2 protein-coding genes are annotated in these 475 nt (G+C 52.0%); one reads left to right on the top strand and one right to left on the bottom strand.

The annotated features are described in order from the left end of the window. Positions 1-258: hypothetical protein (locus JCM17207_RS04825; RefSeq protein ID WP_238316535.1), on the top strand; the 258-nt coding region annotated here is incomplete at its 5' end. Positions 259-373: 115 nt separating this feature from the next. On the opposite strand, the gene JCM17207_RS04820 is transcribed toward JCM17207_RS04825, so the two are convergent. Beyond that, positions 374-475: IS3 family transposase (locus JCM17207_RS04820; protein ID WP_238316536.1), on the bottom strand; the 102-nt coding region annotated here is incomplete at its 5' end.

The raw sequence follows: 475 nt of genomic DNA, 5'->3' as shown, positions 1-475 counted from the left end.
GGCCGCCGGGCCGCAGTCGGGGCTTATGGCCCGGCCTTTGCCCGGGAAATGAAAATTTTGCAGCGTCTGCCCCCTCGGGGCGAAAGGAACGGATGTATGAAAAACCTGCCCAACGGCATTAAATGGCTGATTCTGGTTCTGATCCTGGCCTTGATGGCCTGGCTTGTTCTGCTGGTCAACGACCGCGCCTCCCGCGTAGAGATGCCGCCGCCGGATAACCTCTTTGGCATATACGAAAATGCAGCCGGCGAGGAGTAAACGGCACCCGCGCAGCGCGGCCTTACATTCTCATATTGGGTATAACAAAAACCGCCTCCCTTTCAGATGTGAAGTGACCCCAAAAAGTTAGACAATATTTGAAAGCAAACATTGTTTAAGCAGCCGAAAGGGCTTGTTGTCTGTGAATAGCAGGCGGCAAGCCCTTTAGTTTTGTCTTAATTCTGCGGTTGTTGTAATACTCAAGATAATTCACAAG

The sequence above is a fragment of the Faecalibacterium gallinarum genome (assembly GCF_022180365.1).
Classification (GTDB): Bacteria; Bacillota; Clostridia; order Oscillospirales; family Ruminococcaceae; genus Faecalibacterium; species Faecalibacterium gallinarum.
The sequence above is the reverse complement of the archived record's forward strand: the minus strand, read 5'-3'. Positions and strand labels throughout refer to the sequence as shown.